The sequence below is a fragment of the Streptococcus sp. SCPM-O-B-15277 (M60) genome (genome assembly GCF_058200335.1).
The window spans coordinates 635453-656734 of sequence record NZ_JBYQGR010000001.1; the positions used below are offsets into that span (position 1 = coordinate 635453).

General features: G+C 39.1%; 24 protein-coding genes. 13 read left to right on the forward strand and 11 right to left on the reverse strand.

Features of this window, described 5'->3' with window-relative positions:
- Positions 1–55: 55 nt before the first annotated feature.
- The 8 genes from AC3E9F_RS03205 to AC3E9F_RS03240 all read left to right on the forward strand — a co-directional run bounded on the left by AC3E9F_RS03205 (position 56) and on the right by AC3E9F_RS03240 (position 8562).
- The gene (locus AC3E9F_RS03205; RefSeq protein WP_263393601.1) at positions 56–1510 is read left to right on the forward strand and encodes an aminotransferase class I/II-fold pyridoxal phosphate-dependent enzyme; all 1455 of its coding nucleotides are present in this window, start codon (positions 56–58) and stop codon (positions 1508–1510) included.
- Complete coding sequence (gene speE / locus AC3E9F_RS03210; RefSeq protein ID WP_049504668.1) at positions 1511–2371, forward strand: polyamine aminopropyltransferase; 861 nt, start codon at positions 1511–1513, stop codon at positions 2369–2371.
- On the forward strand, positions 2368–3627 hold the full coding sequence (locus AC3E9F_RS03215) for a saccharopine dehydrogenase family protein (RefSeq protein WP_490672802.1): 1260 nt from the start codon (positions 2368–2370) through the stop codon (positions 3625–3627). The genes speE and AC3E9F_RS03215 overlap by 4 nt, the downstream gene beginning before the upstream one ends.
- Positions 3627–4754: a carboxynorspermidine decarboxylase gene (gene nspC / locus AC3E9F_RS03220; protein WP_490672803.1), complete on the forward strand. Its 1128-nt coding sequence runs from the start codon at positions 3627–3629 to the stop codon at positions 4752–4754. Before AC3E9F_RS03215 ends, nspC begins: the two co-directional genes overlap by 1 nt.
- The gene (gene aguA / locus AC3E9F_RS03225) at positions 4751–5836 is read left to right on the forward strand and encodes an agmatine deiminase (RefSeq protein ID WP_263393598.1); all 1086 of its coding nucleotides are present in this window, start codon (positions 4751–4753) and stop codon (positions 5834–5836) included. Before nspC ends, aguA begins: the two co-directional genes overlap by 4 nt.
- Positions 5837–5845: 9 nt before the next feature.
- Positions 5846–6721, forward strand: a complete 876-nt coding sequence (aguB, locus tag AC3E9F_RS03230; protein WP_263393597.1) for an N-carbamoylputrescine amidase — start codon at positions 5846–5848, stop codon at positions 6719–6721.
- Between the two features lie 159 nt (positions 6722–6880).
- Positions 6881–7933, forward strand: coding sequence for a DUF8617 domain-containing protein (locus AC3E9F_RS03235; protein ID WP_490672804.1), 1053 nt, complete (start codon positions 6881–6883; stop codon positions 7931–7933).
- Positions 7934–7950: 17 nt separating this feature from the next.
- A complete protein-coding gene (locus tag AC3E9F_RS03240) occupies positions 7951–8562 on the forward strand; it encodes a tetratricopeptide repeat protein (protein ID WP_263393595.1) in 612 nt (203 codons plus the stop codon).
- A gap of 17 nt (positions 8563–8579) precedes the next feature.
- Here AC3E9F_RS03240 and AC3E9F_RS03245 read toward each other — a convergent pair whose 3' ends face one another.
- Genes AC3E9F_RS03245 through AC3E9F_RS03255 form a run of 3 tightly spaced genes read right to left on the reverse strand, consistent with a single transcriptional unit; the run spans position 8580 to position 10429 of the window.
- The gene (locus tag AC3E9F_RS03245) at positions 8580–9395 is read right to left on the reverse strand and encodes a TIGR03943 family putative permease subunit (RefSeq protein WP_263393594.1); all 816 of its coding nucleotides are present in this window, start codon (positions 9393–9395) and stop codon (positions 8580–8582) included.
- Complete coding sequence (locus AC3E9F_RS03250; RefSeq protein WP_490672805.1) at positions 9392–10297, reverse strand: permease; 906 nt, start codon at positions 10295–10297, stop codon at positions 9392–9394. The genes AC3E9F_RS03245 and AC3E9F_RS03250 overlap by 4 nt, the downstream gene beginning before the upstream one ends.
- Positions 10298–10429 (reverse strand): SPJ_0845 family protein, encoded by a 132-nt coding sequence (locus AC3E9F_RS03255; RefSeq protein ID WP_000268695.1) that lies wholly within the window; start codon positions 10427–10429, stop codon positions 10298–10300. It abuts the gene before it with no gap.
- A gap of 155 nt (positions 10430–10584) precedes the next feature.
- Here AC3E9F_RS03255 and AC3E9F_RS03260 point away from each other — a divergent pair, with 155 nt between their 5' ends.
- Genes AC3E9F_RS03260 through AC3E9F_RS03270 form a run of 3 tightly spaced genes read left to right on the forward strand, consistent with a single transcriptional unit; the run spans position 10585 to position 13482 of the window.
- A complete protein-coding gene (locus tag AC3E9F_RS03260) occupies positions 10585–12714 on the forward strand; it encodes a Tex family protein (RefSeq protein WP_490672806.1) in 2130 nt (709 codons plus the stop codon).
- Entirely contained in the window at positions 12701–13150 is a 450-nt protein-coding gene (locus AC3E9F_RS03265) for a SprT family protein (RefSeq protein WP_263393590.1), read from the forward strand. Before AC3E9F_RS03260 ends, AC3E9F_RS03265 begins: the two co-directional genes overlap by 14 nt.
- Positions 13151–13209: 59 nt before the next feature.
- Positions 13210–13482 carry a PspC domain-containing protein gene (locus tag AC3E9F_RS03270; RefSeq protein WP_414268221.1) on the forward strand — a complete coding sequence of 91 codons (273 nt, stop codon included), beginning with the start codon at positions 13210–13212 and terminating at the stop codon, positions 13480–13482.
- Between the two features lie 56 nt (positions 13483–13538).
- Here AC3E9F_RS03270 and AC3E9F_RS03275 read toward each other — a convergent pair whose 3' ends face one another.
- Positions 13539–14234: a VIT1/CCC1 transporter family protein gene (locus AC3E9F_RS03275; protein ID WP_490672807.1), complete on the reverse strand. Its 696-nt coding sequence runs from the start codon at positions 14232–14234 to the stop codon at positions 13539–13541.
- 191 nt (positions 14235–14425) lie between these two features.
- On the opposite strand from AC3E9F_RS03275, the gene AC3E9F_RS03280 reads away from it, so the two are divergent.
- A complete protein-coding gene (locus tag AC3E9F_RS03280) occupies positions 14426–15706 on the forward strand; it encodes an O-acetylhomoserine aminocarboxypropyltransferase/cysteine synthase family protein (RefSeq protein ID WP_490672808.1) in 1281 nt (426 codons plus the stop codon).
- A gap of 63 nt (positions 15707–15769) precedes the next feature.
- Positions 15770–16450, forward strand: a complete 681-nt coding sequence (radC, locus tag AC3E9F_RS03285) for a RadC family protein (protein WP_490672809.1) — start codon at positions 15770–15772, stop codon at positions 16448–16450.
- Positions 16451–16473: 23 nt separating this feature from the next.
- Here radC and AC3E9F_RS03290 read toward each other — a convergent pair whose 3' ends face one another.
- The 7 genes from AC3E9F_RS03290 to AC3E9F_RS03320 form a co-directional block, all read right to left on the reverse strand.
- Complete coding sequence (locus tag AC3E9F_RS03290; protein ID WP_049496210.1) at positions 16474–17163, reverse strand: gamma-glutamyl-gamma-aminobutyrate hydrolase family protein; 690 nt, start codon at positions 17161–17163, stop codon at positions 16474–16476.
- A 15-nt stretch (positions 17164–17178) separates the two neighbouring features.
- Positions 17179–17820 (reverse strand): redox-sensing transcriptional repressor Rex, encoded by a 642-nt coding sequence (locus AC3E9F_RS03295; RefSeq protein WP_049496213.1) that lies wholly within the window; start codon positions 17818–17820, stop codon positions 17179–17181.
- A gap of 82 nt (positions 17821–17902) precedes the next feature.
- Complete coding sequence (locus AC3E9F_RS03300; protein ID WP_263393586.1) at positions 17903–18118, reverse strand: DUF4649 family protein; 216 nt, start codon at positions 18116–18118, stop codon at positions 17903–17905.
- Between the two features lie 9 nt (positions 18119–18127).
- Positions 18128–18475 carry a DUF1831 domain-containing protein gene (locus AC3E9F_RS03305; RefSeq protein WP_004252935.1) on the reverse strand — a complete coding sequence of 116 codons (348 nt, stop codon included), beginning with the start codon at positions 18473–18475 and terminating at the stop codon, positions 18128–18130.
- A gap of 5 nt (positions 18476–18480) precedes the next feature.
- Entirely contained in the window at positions 18481–19596 is a 1116-nt protein-coding gene (locus tag AC3E9F_RS03310; protein WP_490672810.1) for a cysteine desulfurase family protein, read from the reverse strand.
- Positions 19597–19611: 15 nt separating this feature from the next.
- Positions 19612–20562 (reverse strand): ribose-phosphate diphosphokinase, encoded by a 951-nt coding sequence (locus AC3E9F_RS03315; protein ID WP_263393584.1) that lies wholly within the window; start codon positions 20560–20562, stop codon positions 19612–19614.
- A 122-nt stretch (positions 20563–20684) separates the two neighbouring features.
- Positions 20685–21254 carry a CYTH domain-containing protein gene (locus tag AC3E9F_RS03320; protein ID WP_263393583.1) on the reverse strand — a complete coding sequence of 190 codons (570 nt, stop codon included), beginning with the start codon at positions 21252–21254 and terminating at the stop codon, positions 20685–20687.
- Positions 21255–21282 lie beyond the last annotated feature (28 nt).

Genomic DNA, 21282 nt, shown 5'->3' on the forward strand with positions numbered 1-21282 from the left:
TAGAGCCTTACATGGTTAAGGTGTAAAAAATATGATAAAGGAGTATGTCTTTATAATGTTAAATCAAAACCAAGCTCCCATCTATGAGGGGTTGGTCAAGTTACGAAAGAAAAGAATTGTACCATTTGACGTACCTGGTCACAAGCGTGGCCGCGGTAACCCAGAGTTGGTTGAACTTTTAGGGGAAAAATGTGTAGGTATAGATGTTAACTCTATGAAGCCCTTGGACAATTTGGGACATCCCATTTCGATTATCCGAGAAGCTGAGGAACTGGCTGCAGAAGCTTTTGGTGCTGCTCATGCCTTTTTGATGATTGGTGGGACAACTTCATCCGTGCAGACCATGATTCTTTCTACCTGTAAATCAGGTGATAAAATCATACTTCCACGAAATGTCCATAAATCAGCTATCAATGCTCTCGTTTTATGCGGAGCTATTCCGATCTATATCGAGATGAGTGTAGATCCAAAAATCGGTATTGCTTTGGGGCTTGAGAATGACCGTGTTGCCCAAGCAATCAAGGAACATCCGGATGCCAAGGCTATCCTCATTAACAATCCAACCTATTATGGGATTTGTTCAGATCTTAAGGGTTTAACAGAGATGGCACACGCAGCGGGAATGAAAGTCTTAGTAGACGAGGCGCACGGTGCTCATCTGCACTTTACAGATAAACTTCCTCTGTCTGCTATGGACGCAGGAGCAGATATGTCAGCTGTATCCATGCATAAGTCCGGTGGCAGCTTGACTCAAAGTTCCCTTCTTTTAGTTGGCGATCAGATGAATCCTGAGTACGTACGTCAGATTATTAACCTGACACAGTCGACATCAGCATCTTACTTGCTAATGGCTAGTCTAGATGTTTCTCGTAGAAACCTAGCCCTTCGTGGAAAAGAGTCCTTTGAGAAAGTCATTGAGTTATCTGAGTATGCTCGTCGTGAAATCAATGCCATCGGTGGCTACTACGCCTACTCAAAAGAACTAGTAGATGGTGTCTCAGTTTGTGATTTTGATGTAACCAAGCTGTCAGTTTACACACAAGGTATTGGTCTAACAGGGATTGAAGTTTATGATCTCTTACGGGATGAATATGACATTCAAATTGAGTTTGGTGATATTGGGAATATCTTAGCCTACATTTCGATTGGTGACCGTATCCAAGACATTGAACGTTTGGTTGGTGCTTTAGCTGATATCAAGAGACTTTACTCACGAGATGGGAAGGACTTGATAGCTGGAGAATATATCCAGCCTGAGTTGGTGCTATCCCCTCAGGAAGCCTTCTATTCAGAGAGAAGAAGCTTAATATTAGACGAGTCCATTGGCCAGGTATGTGGGGAATTTGTCATGTGTTATCCTCCAGGAATTCCAATCCTAGCGCCAGGTGAACGGATTACACGAGAAATTGTCGAATATATCCAATTTGCAAAGGAACGTGGTTGTTCCCTCCAAGGAACGGAAGATCCAGAGGTCAATCACATCAATGTTATTGAGAGAAAGGAGAACTAAATGGATTTATGGTTTTCTGAAGTTCATACTCCAGATGTGAAATTATCCCTGAGAACAGCCAAACAACTCTACGCTGGTAAAAGTGAATGGCAGGATATCGAAGTTTTAGACACACCAGCTTTTGGAAAGATTTTGATTTTAAATGGGCATGTCTTGTTTTCAGATGCAGATGATTTTGTCTACAATGAAATGACAGTTCATGTTCCAATGGCTGTCCATCCTAATCCAAAGAAAGTTTTGGTTATTGGTGGTGGTGACGGAGGTGTTGCCCAAGTATTAACGCTATATCCTGAACTGGAGCAAATTGATATCGTGGAACCAGATGAGATGTTGGTTGAGGTTTGTCGTGAGTATTTCCCAGACTTTGCTGCAGGGCTTGATGATCCTCGTGTTACCATTTATTATCAAAATGGTCTGCGTTTTTTGAGAAACTGTGAAGATGATTACGACATTATCATCAACGATGCGACAGATCCATTTGGCCATACAGAAGGGCTCTTTACCAAGGAGTTTTACGGCAATAGTTATCGAGCCCTTAAAGAGGACGGAATCATGATCTATCAGCATGGGAGTCCATTCTTTGACGAAGATGAGTCAGCATGCCGTAGTATGCACCGTAAGGTCAATCAAGCATTTCCAATCAGCCGGGTTTACCAGGCCCATATTCCAACTAGTCCTGCTGGCTATTGGTTGTTTGGATTTGCTTCGAAAAAATACCACCCTGTCAAAGATTTTGACAAGGAAGGCTGGAAAAAACGCCAGTTATTCACTGAATACTATACTGCAAATCTACACATTGGTGCCTTTATGTTGCCTAAGTATGTAGAAGACATTTTAGAAGAAGAGGAAGGAAAAAAATGAGTCGTTTATTAGTTATTGGATGTGGGGGCGTTGCCCAAGTTGCTATTTCAAAGATTTGCCAAGACAGCGAAACTTTTAAAGAGATCATGATTGCAAGCCGTACCAAGTCAAAATGTGATGACTTGAAAGCTAAATTAGAGGGCAAAACAAGTACTAAAATTGAAACAGCTGCTCTTGATGCCGACAAGGTAGAAGAAGTGATTGCCTTGATTGAGAGTTACAAACCAGAAGCTATTTTGAACGTAGCTTTACCATACCAAGATTTGACCATTATGGACGCTTGTTTGGCGACGGGAGTCCACTATATCGACACAGCCAACTATGAGGCTGAAGACACAGAAGACCCTGAATGGCGTGCTATCTATGAGAAACGCTGCAAAGAACTTGGTTTTACGGCTTACTTTGATTACTCATGGCAATGGGCTTACCAAGAAAAATTCAAAGAAGCAGGCTTGACTGCTCTACTTGGATCTGGTTTTGATCCAGGGGTAACCAGCGTCTTTTCAGCTTATGCACTCAAACATTACTTTGACGAAATCCACTATATCGACATTTTAGACTGTAATGGTGGTGACCACGGTTATCCATTTGCAACAAACTTTAACCCAGAAATCAACCTCCGCGAGGTTTCTGCGCCAGGTTCTTACTGGGAAGAGGGAAAATGGGTAGAAGTTGAAGCAATGTCTATCAAACGTGAGTATGATTTCCCTCAAGTTGGGCAAAAAGACATGTATCTTCTTCACCATGAAGAAATTGAATCGTTGGCTAAAAACATCCCAGGTGTTAAACGCATTCGCTTCTTTATGACTTTTGGCCAATCTTATCTAACGCACATGAAATGCTTGGAAAACGTTGGGCTTCTTCGTACAGATGCTATTAATTTTAACGGACAAGAAATCGTACCAATCCAATTTTTGAAAGCCTTGCTTCCAGATCCTGCAAGCCTTGGCCCACGTACTGTTGGTAAAACTAATATTGGATGTATCTTTACAGGTGTCAAAGATGGCGTTGAAAAGACAATCTACATCTACAATGTTTGCGACCATCAGGAATGCTATGCAGAGGTTGGTTCACAAGCCATTTCTTATACAACAGGTGTTCCAGCCATGATTGGGACAAAATTAGTGATGGATGGCACTTGGAAACAACCAGGAGTTTATAACCTTGAAGAATTGGATCCAGACCCATTCATGGAAGCTTTAAATAAATACGGTTTGCCATGGGTTGTGGTTGAAAATCCACAAATGGTGGACTAATGAAGTTAGAACAAGTACCAACGCCAGCTTATGTCATAGATTTAGCAAAACTAGAAGAAAATTGTAGTATTCTGCACCAGGTTCAGGAAAAGGCAGGTTGTAAGGTTTTACTAGCTCAAAAGGCTTATTCTCTCTATAAAACCTATCCTTTGATTAGCCAGTATCTATCAGGTACGACAGCTAGTGGACTCTATGAAGCGAAGTTAGCTAGAGAAGAATTTCCAGGGGAAGTCCATGTATTTGCGCCTGCTTTCAAGGAATCAGATATGGAAGAGCTACTGCAAATATCGGATCATATTGTTTTTAACTCAGAGAGACAACTACGAAAATATGGTCAACGTTGTCGTGAAGCTGGTATCAGTGTCGGTCTTCGGATCAATCCTCAATGTTCAACGCAGGGTGACCACGCGCTTTATGACCCTTGTGCTCCTGGCTCTCGTTTTGGAGTAACTTTGGATAAGATACCAAGTGATTTATTGGAATTGGTTGACGGACTTCATTTTCATACTCTCTGTGAGCAAGGGGCAGATGATTTACAAACGACTTTGAAAGCAGTAGAAGAGCAGTTTGGAGCCTATTTGCATCAAGTTAAATGGCTCAATATGGGTGGTGGTCATCATATTACGAGAGATGACTATGATGTGGACTTACTGATTTCTGAGATTAAACGCATTCGAGAAACTTATAACCTTGATGTCTATATCGAACCAGGTGAAGCCATTGCACTTAATGCGGGCTATCTAGCGACAGAAGTCTTAGATATTGTTGAAAATGGGATTGAGACCTTGGTTCTAGATGCTTCAGCAAGCTGCCACATGCCAGATGTTCTTGAGATGCCTTATCGCCCACCATTGAGAGATGGTTTTGAAGCGCAAGAAAAACCCTATACTTATAGACTTTCTTCCAATACCTGTCTAACAGGTGATATCATTGGGGACTACAGCTTTGAAAAACCGATAGAAATCGGCGATCGCCTCTATTTTGAAGACATGGCAATCTACTCATTTGTCAAAAATAATACCTTTAACGGCATTGGGCTTCCAAGTTTGTATCTCATGGATAAAGAGGGTGAGTGCAGTCTAGTTAAAGCATTTGGCTATCAAGACTTTAAGGAGAGATTATCATGATGGACAGTCCAAAGAAATTAGGTTATCGTATGCCTGCCGAGTATGAACCCCATCATGGGACTCTCATGATATGGCCTACTCGACCAGGCTCTTGGCCTTTTGAAGGCAAAGCCGCTAAAGCAGCTTTTAGCCAGATTATCAAAACGATTGCTCAGGGGGAAACAGTCTACCTTTTGGTTGAGGAGGACTATCTATCTGAAGCAAAATCCTATCTTGGAGACAAGGTCCTTTATCTAGATATCCCGACAAATGATGCCTGGACTCGTGATACTGGGCCGACAATTCTCCTCAATGATAAAAGGGAAAAGTTGGCAGTAGACTGGTCTTTCAATGCTTGGGGTGGTGCCGTTGATGGTCTCTACCAAGACTATGAGGCAGATAACCAAGTAGCCAGTCGCTTTGCAGAAGTATTAGAGATACCTGTTTACGATGCCAAACCTTTTGTACTAGAAGGCGGAGCTATTCACAGTGACGGTCAGGGAACGATTCTTGTTACAGAAAGCTGCTTGCTCAGTCCGGGTCGCAATCCTCACCTGACTAAAGAAGAGATTGAAAAGACCTTACTAGAGACCCTTGGTACCGACAAAGTTATTTGGTTGCCTTACGGTATTTATCAAGATGAGACAAATGAACACGTCGACAATGTTGCTGCCTTTGTTGGTCCTGCAGAGCTTGTTTTAGCTTGGACAGACGACCAAGATGATCCTCAGTATGCCATGTCTGCAGCTGATTTAGCTCTCTTAGAGAAGGAAACTGATGCAAAAGGCCGTAGTTTCACTATTCATAAACTTCCAATCCCAGCTATTCATCAAGTAGTTACAGAGGAGGATTTGCCGGGCTATACTTATGAAGAAGGCGAAGAGGAGCGTTATGCAGGTGAAAGACTAGCAGCTTCCTATGTGAATTTTTATATCGCCAATAAATCTGTCTTGGTGCCGCAATTTCAAGATGTAAACGACCTAGTGGCCTTGAATATTCTGAGCCAGTGTTTCCCAGACCGTGATGTTGTCGGAATTCCTGCAAGAGATATTCTATTAGGCGGTGGAAATATCCACTGTATTACCCAACAAATTCCAGAATAGGAGAAAAAGATGAGAAATGTAACGGTTGCAGCTATTCAGATGCAATGCGCTAAGGATGTGGAAACGAATATCCAAACAGCTGAACGTCTAGTTCGACAAGCTGCTGAGCAAGGAGCCCAAATTATTCTCTTGCCTGAATTATTTGAACGTCCCTATTTCTGTCAGGAGCGTCAGTATGACTACTACCAGTATGCCCAGTCGGTGACAGAAAATACGGCTATTCAGCATTTCAAAGTGATTGCCAAGGAATTAAAGGTCGTTTTACCGATCAGTTTCTTTGAAAAAGATGGTAATGTCTTATACAATTCCATTGCTGTCATTGATGCGGATGGAGAAGTATTAGGAGTTTATCGTAAAACTCATATACCAGATGACCATTATTACCAAGAGAAATTCTATTTCACACCTGGAAATACTGGATTCAAGGTCTTGGACACTCGCTATGCTAAGATTGGTATCGGGATCTGTTGGGATCAATGGTTCCCTGAAACTGCCCGTTGTCTTGCGTTAAATGGTGCAGAATTACTCTTTTATCCAACAGCCATTGGTTCAGAGCCTATTTTGGATACAGATAGTTGTGGTCATTGGCAACGTACTATGCAAGGACATGCAGCAGCAAATATTGTGCCAGTTATCGCAGCCAATCGTTATGGTTTGGAAGAAGTCACTCCTTGTGAAGAAAATGGGGGACAAAGTTCCAGTCTAAACTTCTACGGTTCATCCTTTATGACCGATGAAACAGGAGCTATTTTAAGTCAAGCCGAACGACAAGAAGAAGCAATCCTCTTAACCACTTATGACCTGGATAAAGGAGCAAATGAACGCCTGAATTGGGGTCTCTTTAGAGATAGAAGACCAGATATGTATAAAGATATCGTGAAATGACAAAAAGCCTCTTGGAGGCTTTTTCTTTATATACTATATTAATTTTTGATAAAGTAATAGAAATCTGATAAAATGAACATAGTGTAAGAAGGATAAGAGAGATTGGAAAGCTCTCAATCAATTTTTCCTTGAAGAATTAAGTCGTGACTGAGGTTAGATATGGGAAAATGGACTTGTAGATGTGGTCAAGCAATGAACGACCACAAAGCCCCTGATCCAAATGCTTATTCGGTATACTCGGATGAGTTGTTTGAAGAAATTTTTAACAATACTGATGAACATGATAGAATTTCTTATGAAGACATTTCAGAGGCTTCCTTTTATATGTGGAAATGCCCAAATTGTGGTAGTTTTATGGTCTTTGGTGAAGAGAATGATAAAGATTGTTTCACATTTTATGAGCGCCAGACCAATGCAAAAGCTGAACCACTTTTCGATCCTGTTCAAGAGTTGAATCTCGTAGTTGTTGAGTTTCAAGAAGGTGGAAATGGTTATACTTATATCTGCGATGATCCAACTATTCATGTCGGGCATGCTGTGATTGTCCCAACTGGGAAGGAAAATATTGAAAAAACAGCTCTGGTTGTACTAAAATATCATGCGCTACCAAAGGATATCACCTTCCCGCTAGAAAAGTTAAAAAGGGTTATACGGAGGTATACAGATTTTGATCCACTGACTTCTACAATAGTTTGTGCAAATATAGTTAAACATGGGAGGATTTTAGATGCTTGCTTGAAAAAAGTGAGAGTTGACTCTAAACAAATCTACAATGGAATCAAAAATCCCTTGGGGCACTTTTGGTTAGAGTTAAATGGAGTTCCTATTCCTATGAAAGTTTCACAGATGCAAGCCAGAGATAAAAAGTATCAGGTTGACGGTGCCTTTTATATTAAACCCGCCAAAGTAAACTATAGAAAATTCTTTACTCTAGAGTTATGTGCAGATTTTGATATTGATGCCTCTCGTTGGATTGACGTTCTATCAGATGAAAATGTTTGGGGAAATACTTGGGAATTGAATGGTCTTCAATTTGGAATTACCGCAGGAGAGTCTCCAGAATTTGAAGACGAAGTTGTTGCAAGAAAATTTAGTCGTATCCCACTTTATTATGACTGGCATCCAGAATTTGAAGACTATTATGGCTTCAGTTTAGCTTGGAAAAAATACGAGTCTGATAGTGATTTGTCAATTGATTTCTATACAACATAAGTTAGAGGAGAATAAGCATGAATCAAGCCTGGGAATTATTGTTTGAGGGGAAGATTGAAGAGGCCAAGAAATTAGTCTCAGAAACGTTCTCGTTAGAAACTTGCAAGGATTACAGCCTTCTCAATTTGCTGGGTTATATCAAGCTCTTTGAAAAAGACTATCAAGAAGCTTTACTGATTTATCAAAAATATCTTGAAATAGCAATATCAAGTCAAGATAAAGAAAATGAACATATAGGATATCACCAGTTAGCCATGGTCTATCGTGAAATGAATGATTTTCAAACAGCCCTTAGCTATATAGAAAAAGAGCGAGAAGTTATTGAAGATTCTTTTTCAGAGGATGCACTCAAATATTCCGTCAATAATTATGAGCAAGGTTATTTACGATTAAAACTAGGGGAAATAGCAAAAGCAATCATGTATATGGAACAGTCCTTAAAGCAAGCATTACAAACAGATGATCTGATAGCTCAAGCCTGTTCCTATAGAGGTTTAGGTGAGATTTATTCCGCTGAAAATTCAGAAAAATCGCAAGAGAATTTTTTACAAGCTATCGAACTTTTTGAAAAAGCTGGCGATCAGGTCGGAGCCCGAGAAGTTAAAAACTTACTAAACAAGAAAAAGTAGCCCGCTAAGGCTACTTTTTAAAATTCTTTGTAAACATAAGTATTTTCGGGTTTGTCTACTTTGATGAAGGACTGGACTTCAAGGGTTGGGAGGACTTGGTTGAGTTCTTTGTGATAGTGATTCCTAATCTTGCCTTTGACTCTGACCCAAGTGTTATTTTCGTACTGATTGGTGTTTCCTGTAGTCAAAAGGCCAAAAACTCCTGAATCAGCGATACAGTGCATAATACCAAAGCGAAAAACAAATTGACTATTTGTATGATTTGGATCGTTGTAGACAAAGCCAATAAACTCGATTACCTTGCCTTCAAATTCGTTTGGAAAATCGTAGATAGCTTCCATAACTTCCAGGTAATTTTCATCATTGATAACTATACTAGATTGAGATAAGTATTTATCAGCAGTTTTCCTAACAATATTTTCATAAGAGGACTTTGAATAAAACCTACTTGTATCTGGTTTGAGATACTGACTGCTAATGCCTTCTCTTTCCTGAATGGCCTTATCAATCCCTTCAGACAGCGGGAAATAATAACCTTTTGCCGATACTGTTTGTGAATCCAGAGTGACAGTTGGAAAAGTAAATCCAACTAGCAAGGGCAAACTTAAGAGGGCAAAACTAGCAAGCTTGGCTGAAAAACTATGCAAGTGACTATGTTCTTTCAAACGCTTGAAGCAAATATAGGCTTGAACAATGGCTAGTAACAAAGATAAAAACATAGTGATATAAGCCAGATATGAGTAGTGGAGGTTTAGATATTGATTGAGCTTACCTGAAATATGTAGATAAAGAGTCAAAGAGAAATAACCAAATAAAATGAGAAAGCGTATCATAGGATGACCCCGACTAGGTAAGAATAGATAAGAACAACAAGAGTCACAATTGTCATAAACTGCCAAATAAATCGCGTTTTGAGATAATTCTTCATCATGAGTAGATTTTTGACATCAAGCATTGGTCCAATAACCAGAAAGGCAAGGACTGGCGAAAATCCGAAACTAGAGAGCAACGAAGAGCCAATAAAGGCATCCGCTTCACTACAAAGTGATAGAAGGAAGGATAAGACCATCAAGAGAACGATTGCAAGTAGAGGTGTTGCGCTGATAGAAGTCAGGATCCGAGTTGGTACATAGACTTGGACTATGCTAGCAAAAATACAGCCAAAAACCAAGTAACGCCCCATATCGAAGAACTCATCAATAGCTTGGATGAAGACCTGAAGGATTTTTTGACTTTTACTTAAGTGAGAAAAATCATGCTCATGGCAAGAGATTCTATTTTCTTTTTGAATCGATTCTTCCCAGAAAAATCCAAGAAAGATACCCAATATAGTAGCAACAAGAATCGCGCCCAAAGCGCGGAGTAAGACCATTTTAAATGAATTACCAAAGGCTGAATAAGTCGCAAAAAGTACGATGGGATTGATGATAGGAGCCGTTACTAGAAAAGGTACCGCTGTGTAGCTAGGAACCTTCTTTTCTAAAAAGCGATTGATGATCGGAACTATTCCACACTCACAAGAGGGAAAGAGAAAACCGATGAAGCTACCAAAAAAGATTCTCCCCAAGCGATTTTTAGGGAGAAATTTATAAACCTTCTCAGGTGTGACATAGACTTCAATGGCACCAGAGATGATACTACCAATTAAGACAAAGGGTAAAGCTTCAATGATAATTGAAAGAAAAATTGCGCCAGCTTGTAGCACACTAGAAGGTAAACTTTGAAAGAGTGTCATCTATTTTTTCTTTTCTGCCTTATCTTTCTTTTCTTTGTCATCTGGAAATGTTACTTGCTTTAAATCAGGGAGTTTAGCGAATTCTTCGAACATCTTATCTAAGTCATCAGTTTTTGTAAATTTAACAGCCATAAGGCATACCTCGATTCTTTTAGTTAACACTATTATACTATTATTTCTAAGAAATGTTTGGATTTTAAAATAAACATGGCTTTTATCTTTATAAAGTTGAATGAAAGCAACAAATTAATGAAAACAAGCTTTCTTCCTTATGGTATAATAGTTTCATGGATAAAAAATATGAAAAAATTTCCCAAGATTTGGGTGTAACCTTAAAACAAATTGATACTGTCTTATCTTTGACAGCTGAAGGAGCAACTATTCCTTTTATCGCTCGTTATCGGAAAGACATGACTGGTAGCTTGGATGAAGTGGCCATTAAGGCTATTATAGACCTTGATAAAAGTCTAACTGCTCTTAATGATCGTAAAGAAGCTGTCTTAGCCAAAATCAAAGAACAAGGCAAGCTAACTAAGGAGTTAGAAGAAGCTATTTTAGCAGCTGAAAAACTAGCTGATGTAGAAGAACTCTATCTTCCTTATAAGGAAAAACGTCGCACCAAGGCAACCATTGCGCGTGAGGCTGGACTTTTTCCACTTGCTCGCTTAATCTTACAAAATGTTTCTGACCTAGAAAAAGAAGCAGAATCATTTGTCTGTGAAGGATTTGCTACACCTCAAGAGGCTTTAGCAGGTGCAGTTGATATCTTGGTTGAAGCTCTATCTGAAGATGTCAACTTGCGTTCAATGACTTATCAAGAGGTCCTTAGACATTCTATGATTACTTCCCAAGTCAAGGACGAAAGTTTGGATGAAAAGCAAGTCTTTCAGATTTATTACGATTTCTCAGAAAAAGTTGCCAATATGCAGGGTTACCGTACGCTTGCCCTTAATCGTGGTGAGAAGCTAGGCATTTTAAAGATTGGATTTGAGCATGCAGTTGATCGTATTCAAGCCTTCTTTGCTGCTCGTTTTAAGGTTAAGAATGCTTATATAGACGAAGTGATTCAACAATCTGTTAAGAAAAAAGTATTGCCAGCTATCGAGCGTCGTATTCGCACTGAATTGACAGAAAAGGCAGAAGAAGGAGCTATTCAACTGTTTTCAGAAAACCTTCGTAATCTCCTTCTTGTAGCACCGCTTAAAGGGCGTGTGGTTCTCGGTTTTGACCCAGCCTTTCGTACAGGGGCTAAGCTTGCTGTTGTAGATGCGACTGGGAAGATGTTGACAACGCAAGTCATTTATCCAGTCAAACCAGCTTCGGCTCGTCAGATTGAAGAAGCTAAGCGTGATTTGGCTGATTTGATTGGCCAATATGGTGTTGAAATCATTGCTATCGGTAATGGTACTGCTAGTCGTGAGAGTGAAGCCTTTGTCGCTGAAGTACTTAAAGATTTTCCTGAGGTCAGCTATGTTATTGTAAATGAGAGCGGGGCATCTGTCTACTCAGCTAGTGAAGTTGCCCGTCAAGAGTTTCCAGAGTTAACTGTTGAGAAACGATCTGCTATTTCTATTGCTCGTCGCTTGCAAGACCCCCTTGCTGAATTGGTTAAAATTGATCCCAAATCCATCGGTGTTGGTCAATATCAGCACGATGTTAGTCAAAAGAAACTGTCTGAAAGTCTTGACTTTGTTGTGGATACAGTTGTTAACCAAGTCGGCGTTAATATTAATACGGCTAGTCCAGCCTTACTTTCACACGTAGCTGGTCTTAACAAAACGATCTCTGAGAATATCGTTAAGTATCGCGAAGAAGAAGGTAAAATCACTTCACGCGCCCAAATTAAGAAAGTTCCTCGTTTAGGTGCTAAAGCTTTTGAGCAGGCTGCAGGTTTCCTCCGTATCCCTGAAAGTAGCAATATCCTTGATAATACAGGTGTTCACCCAGAAAACTATGCTGCTGTTAAGGAACTCTTCAAACGTTTGGACATTAAAGAGTTAAATGAAGAAGCACAAGCCAAACTCAAATCTATTTCAATCAAGGAAATGGCACAAGAGTTAGACCTCGGTCAAGAAACTCTTAAAGATATTGTTGCAGACCTTCTCAAACCAGGTCGTGATTTCCGTGATTCTTTTGATGCTCCAGTCCTTCGTCAGGATGTCTTGGATATCAAGGATTTAAAAGTTGGGCAAAAACTTGAAGGAGTTGTTCGCAATGTCGTTGACTTCGGTGCCTTTGTGGACATTGGTATTCATGAGGATGGCCTGATTCATATCTCTCATATGAGCAAGAAATTCATCAAGCATCCGAGTCAAGTCGTTTCAGTTGGTGATTTGGTAACCGTTTGGGTTAATAAAATCGATGTCCAACGTGAAAAAGTAAATCTGTCGCTCCTTGCCCCAGATGAATCTAACTAATTACGTTCGACAAGTTTCTTTAGAAGACTTTGGAAAACCTTTCAAACACCAAGCTCAATGGAATACTCGCCTACGGTCGACAGGTGGGCGCTTCTTTCCAAAGGATGGGCATTTGGATTTTAATCCCAAAGTCTATCAAGAACTTGGTTTAGAGGTTTTTCGGAAAATTGTTCGTCACGAACTCTGTCATTATCATCTATACTATGAGGGCAAGGGCTATAAACATAAAGATTTAGCCTTTAAAAATCTGTTAAAAGAAGTAGATGGGCTCCGCTTTGTTCCTCCCTTATCAAGTGTCAGTCAAAGACCAGTTCTAGTCTATACTTGTCAAACTTGTAGTCAAACTTATCAACGAAAGCGACGAATGGATACCAAACGTTATCGATGCGGCCTTTGTCGTGGCAAACTGATTTTGCAAAATACGCCTAAGGACTGATGCAAGTACTTTTGGTTCATGTTATACTGATTTCAAGAATAGCGAAAGAGGTAGAAATCATGAATACAAAATTTTATAAAATGAGACGAAATCGTATGATATCAGGTGTACTTGCTGGACTATCTGATAAATGGGATCTTGATGTTACTCTTGTACGCTTCATTTTTGCGATCTTTACAATCGCAAACTTCGGACTTGGAATCATCATCTACATCATCCTAGCCTCTATCTTGCCAACCAAGGAGGATATCGAAGCAGAAATGTACGGAACAGGACCACGCAAAATAAAAGAAGCTGAACCAATCAAAGATGACGAAGGTTGGTTTTGGTAATTAGTTTTTAATCTTAACATTTTGATAAGTAAAAAAGATACCGAGCGGTATCTTTTTTAAATACTAAACAACTGTCCAAATAGGTAGGTAACCCCCATGGTCAACAAACCGATACAGAGGTTACGAATCATGGCTGTTTTTGTTGGGGCTTTTCCAAGTTTAGCACTGGTATAGCCAGTAACTAATAGAGAAATCGCTACGATAAAGACAGTAGCAGGGATTCTGTATTCGCTTGGGAAAATAATAATCGAAAGCATTGGTGGCAGGCTACCAAGTACGAAGGCAATAAAGCTAGATGCAGCAGCATGCCAGGGATTAGTGAATTCCTCATACTCGATTCCGTACTTTTCCTCAACTAAGGCTTTGAGAGGGTTTTTAAGAAATGCCTTGTTGGTTAAGAGCTGAGCTGAAGTTTCACACTCACCATTTTGTAGATAAGATGCATAGAGGGATTTCTTGGCAGCATCCATATCTTTATCCAAAAGTAGTTGTTCTCGAGCTACAGCGGCTTCCTCCGTGTCTTTTTGAGTAGATACGGATACATACTCGCCACCAGCCATAGAAAAGGCACCAGCAAGAATTGCGGCTAATCCTGAGAGGAAGATAATCCAGATATTAGTTGTAGCACTCGCTACCCCGATAACAACTCCAGCGATAGAGATGATTCCATCATTTGCTCCCAGTACACCAGCACGCAAGATATTTAAACGTCCAGCAAAGTTTGCATCGATTTCATGTGTAATTTCTGACATAGTTTTCTCCTTCCTGTCCATTATAAAGTAAAGAGGAAGTGAATACAAACTTTTTAAACTATCTGAAAAAAGTTCTACAATTCTAATAATAGCCATAGCTATTTCTTATGCCAAGATATAACAAAGTTGTATTTGTAACCTAGTGAAATAGGTGATACAATGAACCTAATGAAATCTTTGGAGGTCTAAATATGACTCGTGAATTTAAATTTGAAACTCTGCAATTGCATGCAGGTCAAGTGGTAGATGCTACTACCAAGTCTCGTGCTGTTCCAATTTACCAAACAACATCTTTTGTATTTGAAGATACACAAGAAGGTGCAGATCTTTTTGCTCTTCAAAAAGCTGGAAATATTTATACTCGTATTACCAATCCAACAACATCAGCCTTTGAAGAGCGCATCGCTGCCCTTGAAGGTGGTGTAGGTGCTCTTGCAACTGCGTCAGGTATGGCAGCTATTACCTACACAATTTTAGCTCTAGCTCACGCAGGAGACCACGTCGTTGCAGCGTCAACCATCTATGGTGGTACCTTTAACCTCTTGAAAGAAACCCTTCCTCGTTATGGAATCACAACGACATTTGTTGATATTGATAATCTAGAAGAAGTAGAAGCAGCGATTAAAGACAATACTAAACTTGTCTTGATTGAAACCTTGGGTAATCCAGTTATCAATATTCCAGATATCGAAAAAATTGCTGAAATTGCTCATAAATACCAGATTCCTTTAGTTGCAGACAATACTTTTGCAACACCATATCTTATCAATGTCTTTTCTCATGGTGTAGACATTGCAGTTCACTCAGCTACTAAATTTATCGGTGGTCACGGTACAACTATTGGTGGTGTTATCGTTGATAGTGGGAAGTTTGACTGGGCAGCTTCAGGGAAATTCCCTCAATTAGTCGAAGAAGATCCAAGTTACCACAATATCAGTTATACTCGTGATGTTGGTGCTGCAGCCTTTATCGTTGCTGCTCGCGTGCAATTGCTTCGCGATATGGGAGCTGCCCTTTCACCATTTAACTCATTCTTGCTCCTACAAGGTCTTGAAACACTATCTCTCCGTGTTGAACGTCATGTTCAAAATGCTGAGAAAATCGTTGATTTCCTGGTGAACCATCCAAAGGTTGAAAAAGTTAACTATCCAAAACTTCCAGATAGTCCATATCATGCTTTGGCGGAGAAATATTTACCAAAAGGTGTTGGTTCAATCTTTACCTTCTACGTTAAAGGCGGAGAAGCAGAAGCTCGTAAGGTGATTGATAGCTTAGAAATCTTTTCAAACCTTGCAAACGTAGCAGATGCCAAATCATTGGTCGTTCATCCAGCAACTACAACTCATTCTCAATTGTCTGACTCTGATCTAGAAGCAGCAGGAGTAACTAAAAATCAAATCCGTCTATCAATTGGACTAGAAAATGTCGATGATTTGATTGAAGATTTGCGTCTTGCACTTGAAAAAATCTAAAAATATCTAGTTTTTATCTAATTAAGCATCCTTCTCACGAATAATAAAGTGAGGAGGATTTTTATGTATAGTATTTCATTTCAAGAAGATTCACTTTTACCAAGAGAGAGATTAGTAAAAGAAGGAGTAGAAGCGCTCAGCAACCAAGAATTACTGGCAATATTACTAAGGACAGGCACAAAACAGGCCAATGTTTTTGAAATAGCACAGAAGGTCTTAAATCAGATGACATGTTTAACTGACCTCAAAAGAATGAGTCTACAGGAATTGCAGACTCTATCGGGTATTGGACGTGTTAAGGCTATCGAATTACAAGCCGTTATTGAATTAGGCTACCGTATCCATAAAAGGGAAACAGTGGAAATGGAGAGTATTCTTAGCAGTCGTAAATTAGCTAAAAAGATGCAGTCTGAGCTTGGAGATAAAAAACAAGAGCACCTAGTGGCGCTCTATCTGAATACTCAAAATCAAATCATTCACCAGCAGACTATTTTTATCGGGTCTGCCACGAGAAGCATTGCTGAACCCAGGGAAATTCTCCACTACGCTTTGAAGCATATGGCAACATCTGTGATTCTGGTTCATAATCATCCATCAGGAGCAGTAGTTCCTAGCCCCAATGATGACCATGTTACAAAGCTTGTTAAAGAAGCCTGCGAATTAATGGGATTGGTCTTATTGGACCATTTAATTGTCTCTCATTCTGATTATTTTAGTTATCGTGAGAAGACGGATATGATATAAAAAACCTGTATATGATACAGGTTTTACAATTTATTCACAACATAGTTAAAGAGTTCTTTATCCTTAGGACGATTTTCAAAAAGGAATTCTGGATGCCATTGAACACCAAGATAAGGGAAGCCGTCTGTAGTTGTAACAGCTTCGATAATACCATCTTTAGGATCGTGAGCTACAACCTTTAGATTCGGAGCTAGATCCTTAATACTTTGATGATGAAAAGAGTTGATATGAGAAATTTCCCCATATATTTCTCGGAGAATCGTATCCGGTTCAGTAACCAGTCTCTGAGTTGTATACTCAGCAGAAGTATCTTGCCAATGATCCTCAATCTCTTGATAGAGAGATCCCCCCATAGCTACATTAAAGAGTTGAGTGCCACGACAGACAGAGAAAATCGGTTTCTTTTGTTTGATGGCCTCTTTGATGAGTGCTAGTTCAAAAATGTCTCTTTGAAGATGGTAGTCATCACTATCGATAGATTTAGGTTCACCATAGAATTTTGGGTCAACATTTTGCCCACCTGTTAGTATGAGTTTATCAATTAGGCTGATGTAGTAACCAGCCATTTCTTCATCACCAATTGGTAGGATAATGGGGATACCTCCAGCTTCCTTAACTCCTTCAACAAAGCCTTTGGCAGCATAACTCATCATAAGATCATCATCTGGATGCGGGGTTTCATTTCCTGTAATCCCAATAACTGGTTTTTTCATAAATCAATTCGCTTTCTAATCCTCTTTTCGCATGAAATAGAGGAGGGTTTGAAGTTCGCTAGTAAGATCGACATACTGAACAACTACGTCTTTAGGAAGATGTAGGTGAACAGGAGAAAAACTGAGGATACCTTTGATACCAGCATTAACCAAAAGTTCCGCAACTTCTTGAGATTTAACACTAGGAACAGTAAGAATAGCAGTTTTAACATCACTATCCTTAATTTTGTCCTTTATTTGAGAGATTCCATAGATTGGAACACCGTCGGGTGTTTTGGTACCAACCTCTGGATGATCATCTAGGTCAAAAGCCATGATAATTTTCATTTTGTTGCGCTCATGAAAGCGGTAGTGGAGGAGGGCATGTCCCATATTTCCAATACCCACAAGCATAACATTGGTAATAGAATTATCATTTAAAAGATCAGCGAAAAAGTTCATGAGCTTTTTGACATCATAGCCAAATCCACGACGTCCAAGTTCGCCAAAGTAAGAGAAGTCACGACGAACAGTGGCAGAATCAATTCCAATTGCTTCTGCAATTTGTTTGGAATTAGCTCTTTCAATTTTCTCGGCATTAAATCTTTTAAAAATACGGTAATAGAGAGAAAGTCTCTTTGCTGTTGCTTTAGGAATAGCAGACTGTTTTTCTTTCACAAAATCACAACCTTTCTATCTACTATTTTATAGAAAGCTTGTGAAAATTGCAACAATAACGAAAAAAAACTAAGAAAAAATCTTAGTTTATCTTGGTTTCGTGGTAAGTCCTTAAAAAGCGGTAGAGGTTACCTAGGAGTCCTTGATAGATTTCAACTCCATCATGTGTTAATGAAGTAATATGAGTAGTATCAGGGAGAGTTACACAACCCGATAGAGAGAGCATAAGAGCTTCATAGTCTTCATATTCTTGCACTCGCTCTACTTGATAGGCATCTTTATAAGTTAATCGAAACATAATGACCTTCTATCTTTCACTTTTTGTAAATACGCCACGTTCAACTAGGCTATCCATCAAAAAGTAGAATTTCTCTTGGTGGATATGAGTTTCTTCTGATTTAAAGATATCAACCAAACGTAGACCAAATTTATCAGTGATATTGATTTTTACACCAGTTAAGTCTTTGTTGATGATAATCTTAAGTTGGAATCCTTCACCGCTATTTGGAACTTTTTCAAGTAGACGCGTTAATTCATAGTTACCAACTTTAGTTTCAAAAAAAGTATTATCCTTAAGCGTAAATTTTTTTACAGTTGGACTAAGTGTGTATTCATAACGACAATTTTTAAGTTTAATCGTTTGTTCAAATGCCATTAAGTTTATCCTCCGATGATATTTTTAAGAGTTTTAGCAAGAGTTATCATTTCTTGTTCAGTATTTTGAGGTGAAATGCTGACGCGTACAGACTCGTGTAAGCGAGGGGATTCTTCTCCGTAGAAGGCTTGAAGAACATGACTGACCTGAACAACACCAGCTGTACAAGCAGAACCTGTTGAAATAGAAATACCTTCAAGATCTAAACGAAGTAGTAGTAGATCGTTGCGTTGTCCCGGAAATCCGATATTTAGGACATAAGGGAGTTGCTCTTTACCTTGATTGAGATAATAGGTTGATCCAGCCATTTCAGTTAGAAAAACTTTCTGTAGTTTTTGAACTTTATTAAAGTTAGTCTCTAGATGATCTATATCGTCCTTAAGAGCTGCAACCATACCTATAATTGCGGGAAGGTTTTCTGTCCCTGCTCTTTTTTTCTGTTCTTGATCTCCACCATGTAGGTAAGAATCAAAATCTGTAGAAGCAGCGTATAGGAAACCGATACCCTTTGGACCGTGAAATTTATGAGCAGAAGCACTGAGGAAATCTATTCCTAGTTCTTCAGGAAGAATTTCTAGCTTCCCGACAGCTTGAACAGCATCTACATGATAAGCAGCTGAATGGACTTTTAAAATCTGACCAATTTCAGCGATTGGTAAAAGAGTACCTGTTTCATTGTTAACATACATAGTTGAAACGAGAATAGTATCTTCACGCAGTGCATTTTTGACTTGATCTGCAGTGATTTCTTGATTGTCGGGTTTTAAAATAGTCACTTCAAACCCAAAATTTTCCACAAGATATTCAATCGGTTCAAGTACAGCGTGATGCTCGATAGCAGTAGTAATAATGTGTTTTCCGCGATTTTGATGACGAAGACAGTAGCCGATAATAGCTGTATTATTACTTTCTGTACCACCAGAAGTGAAGAAAATGTGTTGGGGCTTTGTGCCTAATAAACCTGCTAACTCTTGACGGGCTTCACGTAATAATTTTCCTGCTTGACGCCCATGACCATGAATGCTAGAAGGATTGCCATAAGTCTCCTGCATGACTTGAGTCATTGCTGAGATAGCTGCAGATGACATGGGTGTCGTAGCAGCATTATCTAAATAAATCAAAAACTCACCTAATTTCTATTTAAATTTAAATAGTGGACTAACTGGTTTTCTTTCATGAATACGAACCATGGCATCACCAATTAGTTCGCTTGCGGTAATATATTGTACATTCTTAGGTTTTTTACTTTCTGTCAATACAGAATCTGTAACCAAGACTTCCTTGATATTAGCTGTATCCAACAACTCTGCAGCACCGTTGACGAACAATCCATGGCTGGATACCGCGTAAATTTCAGTAGCACCATCGCGTTCCAAAATTTTAGCAGCTTCAGAGAAAGTACGGCCTGTATTAAGAATGTCATCGATTAAGATTGCTTTCTTGCCTTCAACCTCTCCGATAATGTAACCTTGGCTACGTTCAGAATCATCTTGAGCATAGTCAATGATAGCAATCGGAGCATCAAGGTATTCAGCAAGGCTACGAGCACGTTTTACACCTGAGTTTTTAGGGCTAACAACAACCACATCTGGACCAGTTAAACCTTTATCAATGTAGTGTTTTGCAAATAGCGGAATTGTATAGAGGTTATCTACAGGAATATCAAAGAAACCTTGTACCTGAACAGCATGAAGGTCCAGTGTCAATACACGGCTAACCCCAGCTTTTACTAACATATTTGCAACAAGTTTAGCCGTAAGAGGTTCTCGAGAAGAAGCAATACGGTCTTGACGAGCATAACCAAAGTATGGAAGCACAACGTTAATGGTATTTGCACTAGCACGAACACAGGCATCAACCATGATTAATAGTTCCATCAAGTGGTTATTTACAGGGTAGCTTGTTGATTGGATGATATAAACATCATATCCACGAACACTTTCTTCGATATTAACCTGGATTTCACCATCGGAGAATTGTCGTGATGATAATTTTCCTAGTGGAACACCTGCAGCATCTGCAATCTTTTGAGCTATTTCATGATTGGATGAAAGAGAAAAAAGCTTCATATTTTTTGTATCTGACATTGATAAACCGTCCTCTATAAACTAAGTAAATCGGTGAAAAAACATTTTTAAAGGAAAGTGTTTTCTTTCACAGATTCTATTATTTTTTATCTCTTCTATTTTATCAAAAAAAGAAGATTATTTCAGTTATTTTTCATATTTTCTATAAATCTCACTAATTTTGAAGGTGCTTTCTTGTATTGGATCTCATTTACCTGTAAAAACTCCTGAAAATCAAGACTTCCTTGGTCACCATTTTCAACTTCTAGCTCTAGTTCATGATCTACAATATCGAAGTAGTTGCTTTGATCAAGCGCCATGAGTCCAATAGCTGTTTCTTTTTCGTAACGAACAGTAGTTAGGCAACCTAAAACCACCCAACCACTTGATGAAAGTCCACGGCTAGTTAATTCTTCTAGAATCATCCCCTGAGGAAGTTTACAATTTTCAAGACAATATTTAGCTTCCTCAAGAGTAAGGGATTGGTTGTATTCCATATTTCCGACTTCTTGAGGAATCTTAATAGTCAGTTCGGCGCTTGTATCAAACGTACGAATGCGCATAGCGATTTTATGTTGGCGAAGGTAAAAATCAGGCGTATCTAGGTAGTAATTTTTTTGTGTAACAGGAGTGACTTCTGAAAATTGAGCTAGCAATCGATTATATTCTTCTTCACTGAGAAGTGTTTTCATTTCTATTTCTAAATGTTTCATTTTTACAACCTTTTCTTTATATTTGAAA